The 7,867-nt window shown below is 59.6% G+C and carries 3 protein-coding genes; all 3 read left to right on the plus strand.

Features of this window, described 5'->3' with window-relative positions:
• Positions 1 to 1,061 precede the first annotated feature (1,061 nt).
• The 3 genes from AC30D7_RS28625 (at position 1,062) to AC30D7_RS28635 (ending at position 7,845) form a co-directional block, all read left to right on the plus strand.
• Positions 1,062 to 4,514 (plus strand): GMC family oxidoreductase N-terminal domain-containing protein, encoded by a 3,453-nt coding sequence (locus AC30D7_RS28625; protein ID WP_490136312.1) that lies wholly within the window; start codon positions 1,062 to 1,064, stop codon positions 4,512 to 4,514.
• A gap of 191 nt (positions 4,515 to 4,705) precedes the next feature.
• A complete protein-coding gene (locus AC30D7_RS28630; protein ID WP_490136313.1) occupies positions 4,706 to 6,574 on the plus strand; it encodes a c-type cytochrome in 1,869 nt (622 codons plus the stop codon).
• A gap of 26 nt (positions 6,575 to 6,600) precedes the next feature.
• Positions 6,601 to 7,845 carry a metallophosphoesterase family protein gene (locus tag AC30D7_RS28635; RefSeq protein WP_490136314.1) on the plus strand — a complete coding sequence of 415 codons (1,245 nt, stop codon included), beginning with the start codon at positions 6,601 to 6,603 and terminating at the stop codon, positions 7,843 to 7,845.
• Positions 7,846 to 7,867 lie beyond the last annotated feature (22 nt).

Genomic DNA, 7,867 nt, shown 5'->3' on the forward strand with positions numbered 1-7,867 from the left:
GTAAGAGCGAAACCCTAAGTAGCCGTTACCGCAGCAACGGATATGTACTCCCAACACCGTAGCGTATCTGGGTTACCCACAATCCCTGTTAGCGCTTCTGTGGATAACATGTTCGCCCCTCGCTACACCCCACACCAATCAAGCCCTTCAGCCCCCAGTACAAAAAACAACCAGCCTAACCCACGGTTTTTTCGGGCTTTTTCCACAGCATAACCTCGCTCACTGGCCGACACTTGCCCCCAATCTCTGTTGGCGCTTCTGTGGATAAGATGTTCGCTGTCCGCTACAGCCCATATAGATCGCGGCTTTCAGTAGATTGATCAAATATTGCCCAATTCGACGTTTTCCCCCAATAATCCTCCAGCAAACCCCGAATTCTCACGGGTTTCAGCGGTTTTCCACAGAACGAGCGAAGTTGCCCCCAAAGTCTGTTGGTGCTTCTGTGGATAAGGTGTTCGCCATCCCCTGCGCGCCATGTAAACCGTGATCTGCAAGCTTCTGATTAAAAAACAACCAGTGCCTGGCTAAAACCCTGCTTCTGGATAAGTCACGGTTTTTCTTCGGTTTTTGTGAATAGATTTAGCCTGTCACCCACAGTTGTCCCCATTTGCTGTGGGTGGAGATGTGGATAACTTGTTCGCTGAACCCTGTAAGCCACGGCCCGTATAGGCCGGAACGCGATAGATCAGATTTCATACAGTTCTAAGGCACTTCCTTGACTTCGATCTGTCGCCTGTCTTCACTCTCATCGCATAAGGACAACTGTCACTTATCCACATCTGGTTCAGGGAGAACGCGTGATGGATAGCCAGCCACATCGCTCGCAGCCACATTCGCACCCCAGCCCCTGCGTGACCTGTGTTCCGACATCCGCCACCTCGTTGCACAAGCGGATTCATCGTCGCGCCGCCAATCAGCGCGCTCGTCTATAGCGCCTGGCCCCCTTATGCCATAACACCGCTGCCATTGAGGCCCGACCGTGCCCGGTGACCAGGCGTTTGTTCGTCTATCGATTGCAGGCAACCGCAGAGTTGCCCCATCTGCCCGAGAGGAAATGACCCATGACACGGATCGCCACGCCCATCAGCGATATCAAGGAACATTACGACGTGATCGTCATTGGCTCCGGCTACGGCGGCGGGATCGCGGCGTCGCGTCTGTCTCGGGCCGGCAAGCGGGTATGCCTGCTGGAGCGAGGCCGGGAAATCCAGCCCGGCGAATACCCCAATACGATGCTGGCGGCCACTGAAGAGCTACAAGTGCATGACCCGGACGGGCACATCGGCTCGCGCACCGGGTTGTTCGACCTGCACGTCAACGCCCAGCAGAACGTAGTGGTCGGTTGCGGCCTGGGCGGCACGTCGCTGATCAACGCCAACGTCGCACTGGAACCGGAACCCGGTGTGTTCGACGATCCGCGTTGGCCGCTGGCGGTACGTGAACATCGCGACACGCTGCTCAAGGACGGTTACGCCCGGGCTCGGGAGATGCTCAAGCCCAATCCCTATCCGAAAACCGCTCCGACCTTGCCCAAGCTCGAGGCCAACAAAAAATCCGCCGACTACCTCAAGCAAGGCGCGCACTTCTATAAGCCGCCGATCAACGTGACCTTCGACAAGCTGCCGAACAACCTCAACCACGTCGGCGTCGAGCAATTGCCGTGCAACCACTGCGGCGACTGCGTTTCGGGCTGTAACAACAAGGCCAAGAACACCACGTTGATGAATTACCTGCCGGATGCCTGCAACCACGGCGCAGAGATTTTCTGCCAGGCCGAGGTCCGGCATCTGGAGCGCGATGGCGATGGCTGGATCGTGCACTTCCAATACCTGGACAGCGGCCGCGAGAAATTCTCCGCGCCGACGCTGTTCGTCAAGGCGGACATCGTCGTGGTGTCGGCGGGCACCCTGGGCTCCACCGAGATCCTCTTGCGCTCCCGGGACAAAGGCCTGTCGACGTCCAGTCAGCTTGGCGAAAACATGAGCGGCAACGGCGACATCCTCGGTTTCGGCCACAACTGCGATGAAACGATCAACGGCATCGGTTTCGGTGCCCATCCGGCCTCGGAAATGAAACCGGTCGGCCCGTGCATCACCTCGATCATCGACATGCGCACCGAAGGCGACTGGCGCAGCCGTATGGTCATCGAAGAAGGCTCGATCCCCGGCGCACTCGGCCGGCCCATGGTGCCGAGCATGGCCACATTCGCCGGGTTGATCGGTAAACCCACCGATGACAGCTTCACCGGCAAGCTCAAATATGCCGAGCGCGAAGCCGAAAGCTTCCTGCGCGGCCCGTATCACGGCGCCCTGCATAACATGCAGACCTACCTGATCATGAGCCACGACGACGGCAAGGGCCGCATGGTGCTCGACAGCAAGGATCAGCTGCGCATCGACTGGCCGGGCGTTGGCGAGCAGGAAAACGTCAAGATCGGCAACGAGCGCCTGCACCAGAGCACCAAGGCCTTGGGCGGGATCTGGGTGGAGAACCCGATCTGGACCGAGCTGCTCAAACACAGCATCGTTTCCGTGCACCCATTGGGCGGTTGTGTGATGGGCGAGGATGCGACGCAGGGCGTGGTCAACCACAAGGGCCAGGTGTTCAGCGGCGTCAGCGGCACTGATGTCTATGCCGGGTTGTACGTAGCCGACGGCGCGGTGATTCCGACCTCCCTGGCGGTCAATCCACTGCTGACCATCTCTGCCGTGAGCGAGCGCAATATGAGCCTGCTGGCCGCCGATCGCGGGTGGCACATCGACTACACGTTGCCCTCGGCACCGCGTAAACCGGTGGCGGCACCGACCCTCGGCGTGCAGTTCACTGAAACCATGAAGGGCTATTTCTCCAAAGATTTCACCCAGCCCCAGGGCACCGATCTCAAACTCTACGAAGCGGCGGCCAAACGCGGCAAGTCGGATAACTCACCGATCGAATTCACCTTGACCATCACCGCCAACGACCTCAATCGCATGATCAAGGAGCCGGAACACGCCGCGACACTGGTCGGCACTCTGGATGCGCCAGGCTTGTCGCCAGAGCCGCTGACCGCCAGCAATGGTGTGTTCAATCTGTTCGAGGAATATCAGGAACAGGTCGGTGTGCGGCACATGAATTACGACATGAAGCTGACCGCCGAGGACGGCAGCGATTATTACTTCAGCGCATTCAAGACCGTGCCCGAAGACAACGGCGTGCTGAACGTCTGGCACGACACCAGTACGCTCTATGTGACGCTGTATCGCGGGCCGGACAAGACAGGCGAGGTGATCGGCTCGGGGGTGATGCACATCGAGCCGGCCGATTTTGCCAAGCAGATGACCACCATGAAGGTGCTCAACGCGCGCAACGAACGTGAGCGCATTGAAGGGCTGGCGCGGTTCGGCAAGTTCTTCGCCGGCATCTTGTGGGAGAGCTACGGCGGGGTGTTCGCCGGCGACATCTACTTCAACCCCGATGCGCCGCCCCGGCAGAAACGGCCGCTGGATGCGCCGACGCCAAGCGTGCAGTTCTTCCAGACCGAAGACAGCGTCCAGCTACGCCTGACCCGCTATCAGGGCGGCAGCAAGGGGCCGGTGATGCTGGTGCATGGTTTGGGGGTGGGCTCGAATATTTTCTCCACCGACACTATCCAGACCAATCTGCTGGAATACCTGTGCAAGCACGAGTACGACGTCTGGCTTCTGGATTTCCGGGTCAGCATCCTGCTGCCGGCCAGCAAACATGAATGGAACGGCGACCAGATTGCCCAGTACGACTTCAAGGCCGCCATCGAGCATATCCAGCAGGCAACCCTCGCCGCTGACGTGCAGTGCGTGGTGCATTGTTACGGCGCGACGACCTTCTTCATGTCGCTGCTGGCCGGCTTGCAGGGCGTGCGCTCGGTGGTCTGTTCGCAGATCGCTGCGGACACGGTGGTCGCCACGGCAACGGGGCTGAAGGCCGGTCTGCATTTGCCGGGGATGCTCGACGCCATCGGCGTCAAATCCCTCACCGCGTATGCCGACAACAAGGAGAGCTGGTTCAACAAACTCTACGACAAGGCCCTCAACATCTACGCTCGCATCGAGGCTCAAGGCTACTGCACCAACCCGGTGTGCCACCGCATCACCTTCATGTACGCGTCGCTGTACCGCCACGACACGCTCAACGAAACCCTGCACGACAACCTGCACGAGTTGTTCGGCGAGTCGAACATACAGACCTTCGAGCATTTGGCGCTGATCCTGCGCAAAGGCCATCTGGTGGACTTCAAGGGCCAGGACGTCTACATGCCGCACTTCGACCGGCTGACCATGCCGATCTGCTTCATCAGCGGTGAAGACAACCAGTGCTACTTGCCTGAAAGCACGCTCAAGACCTATGAGCGCGTGTGCAAAGTCCATGGACCGGAACGCTACAGCCGGCATGTGGTGCCGGGCTACGGGCATATCGACTGCATGTTCGGCAAGAACGCGGTGGTCGATGTGTACCCGATCATCCTGCAGCACCTGGAGAAAACCGCCCTCGGTTGATCGGGCTTTTTGTGGCGAGGGAGCTTGCTCCCGCTGGGTTGCGCAGCAGCCCCAAAACCTGAGGATGCGATCGATCAGATACACCGCGTTTTCTGGTTTTACGACTGCTTTGCAGCCGAACGGGAGCAAGCTCCCTCGCCACAAAAGCCGTGTGCTGACTTGGGATTGGCGACTACAAGGAAATGGATGCCATGGACAGTTACATCCGCTGGTTTCAACGCTTCATCTGGATAGGCATCGCAATGAACATGGTCTTCGCGATTCCGGCGCTGTTCGCGCCGGCATTGCTGACCTCGATGCTCGGAATGCCTCCGCAGCTCTCCGATCCTTGGCTGGAGAACGCCGGCATGTTGCTGGTGGGGATCAGCCTTTTTTACATGCCGTCAGGCTTCAATGCCCCCAAATACGTGGTGCATTCGTGGCTGTGCGTATTGTCGCGGTTGGTCGCCGTGGCGTTCTGGATCTACCTGATCAACACCAGCAACCAGGCCCAGGTGTTCGTGCCGATGCTGCTGGGCGATCTGGGCATGTTCCTGATCCTCGGGATTCTGCTGTATCTGGGCAGCGCGCCGGCCAATCGGCCGTTCGCCCTGCTTCGCGATGGCTGGCGTGAGTGGTGCGCAGCGTGGGCGCGACGCTGGCGGCGGCACAGCTTCAAGGTCGCCACGCTGGTCGTGGTGCTGGCGCTGGGGTTTATCGGCTACGAAACCTGGTACCAGATGCTGCGAGTGGTGCCGGCCGAGCAGTACGCCTCCGACGAAGACCACTACAAATACGCCGCCATCGGCCTGGGCATCGAAGCGCGGATTCCCTATTACCTGTTCGCCGTGTTGCCGCAGATGTGCCCGGAGAAGCTGCCGAAGCCCGGCGGCTACGAAGTGTTCGGTTTCCTCTACGAGAACGGCAAGGACCTGCCGATCGGCATGGCCAAGCGGCAGATCGGCTACCCGACCGTGGAGCCCAACTGCGCTTTGTGCCACACCGGCTCCTACCGCGCCAATGCCAGCGACGTTGCTACCCCGGTGGCTTCCGCGCCGGCCAATACCCTGCAGCTGCAGGCCTTCCAGTGGTTCGCCTACAATTGCGCGAGTGACCCCAAATTCACGCCTGACGCGGTGATGACGGCAATCAACAGCAAGTTCCAGCTCGGGTTTTTCGAACGGTTGTACAACCGTTATCTGATCATCCCGATGGCCACCAGCGCGCTGATCAAGCAGAAACAGGCCTACGCTTGGCAGCAACTGCGCGCACCGCAGGGGCCGGGGCGCACCGACACCTTCAACCCGACGAAAATGGTGGTGTTCGGCTTCCCGGATGACTCGACCATTGGCACCGTCGACTTGCCGCAAGTCTGGAACCAGAAGCCCCGGGAGTCGCTGTACTTGCATTGGGACGGCAATAACAACGACATCCATGAGCGCAACTACGCGGCGGCCATGGCCGTGGGCGCGACGCCGGAGTCGGTGCTGCCGGACAGTTTCAACCGGGTGACCAATTGGCTGCTGGGCCACAAGGCACCGGCCTGGCCGTTCGCGCTGGATCAGGCCAAAATCGCCCGGGGCAAGCCGGTCTGGGAAAAAAATTGCGCCGGTTGCCATGACTTCGGCCGCACCGACACCGGTCAGGTCACCACCACGATTGATGAACTGGGCACCGATCCCCATCGGCTGAACTCGTTCACCACTGGTTTAGTGACGGCTTTCCACGGCTTCAAGAAACCGCCGTTCGACTTTGGCGCTTACCGCAAGACCCAGAGCTACAGCAACACGCCCACCGACGGCATCTGGTTGCGCGCGCCGTACTTGCACAACGGTTCGGTGCCGACCCTGTGGGATTTGCTGCAACCACCGGAACTGCGGCCGCAGGTGTTCTTCACCGGCTCCGACATTTACGACAAGGACAAGGTCGGCTTCGTCACCAGTGGCGAGCAGATGAAAGCCTCGGCGGACTTCAAATACGACACGCGCCTGGAGGGCAACCACAACGGTGGTCACCTGTACGGCACGCAACTGTCGGAACTCGATAAGCGGGCGCTCATCGAGTTCATGAAAACCCTGTGATTCCACTACGGATGGAGGAAGGCGACATGTCATTGGTCAGTCATTGGGAACATGAGTACGTCAAGGTCAAGCTACGTTTGCATGGTTTGGTCACCCGCCTGGAAATGGCCTGGAAGAAGCTCGTCAGTGAGCTTGAGCCTGAGGAGTACCAGGCCATCGTCGCGCTGCTGCAACGCGGGCATGATCAGGCGCATTACGTGCTCCAGCACGGCGATTTGCCCGACGATCAGCCGAGCGTGCCGTGGGAGTTGGCCCACGGCTTGTCGATCTTGCACATCGGCAACGCCAGCCCCTTGCCGCAATCGACAGATGAACTGCAAACCCGAGTGCTCAAGGACGGTAGCCTGCTCGGTTGTCGCAAATGGGAGCTGCTGGATCTGTTGTGGAGCGAAGCGCTGCTCAAGTGGATCGAGAACCTGCGGCATCACGCACCGTTCGCCACCAATCCGGCGTTGATGCGCATGGACAGTGACGTGACCCTGGCCATCGCCGGCGACTGGGGCACCGGGCCGTTCGACAGTCATGCCCCAGCGGTAGCGGTGGCCAATCAGATGCAACTGGCCCAGGCCGACTTCACCATCCATTTGGGGGATGTGTATTACGCCGGCACCCGCTCCCAGGAAGACGTCGACATGGTCGGCTGGCCGATGGGCAAGCACGGCTCGTTCACCCTCAACTCCAACCACGAGATGTACAGCGGCGCCCATGGCTACTTCAAGGAACTGGCCAAGCGTTTTCCAGCACAGCAGGGCACCAGTTATTTTGCGTTGTACAACGATGACTGGCTGGTGGTCGGGATCGACTCGGCTTATGCCTCCAGTCCAATCAACCTGTATATGGACGGCGCGCTGAACAAGCAGCAGATCGACTGGATGAAAGACTTGCCCAAACGCAAGAAGATCATGGTGCTCAGTCATCACCAGGGCTTTGACATTACCGGGCGTGACAAGACCGCGTTGTACAAGCCGGTCTGCGATGCCTTGGGGCGCGAGCCGGATTACTGGTATTGGGGGCATTTGCATAACGGCATCTGCTATGCCACTCAAGGTGGCTTGCATGCACGTTGCGCAGGGCACGGGGCGATTCCCTATGGCAATGCCAGCGAGCTGAACGGGCATCCGGGGGTGCTGTGGTCGGAAACGCAAAATGCGCGGGATGAGGCGTACCCGGATCGGGTGTTGAACGGTTATGTGAAGGTGCGGTTGGTGGGGGAGAGCATCGAAGAGACGTTTATTGGCGAGGATGGGTCGGTGCGGTGGTCTTCGAGTTGATGGAGTGAATGTTACGGCCTCA

The organism is Pseudomonas sp. DF5 (genome assembly GCF_058148225.1).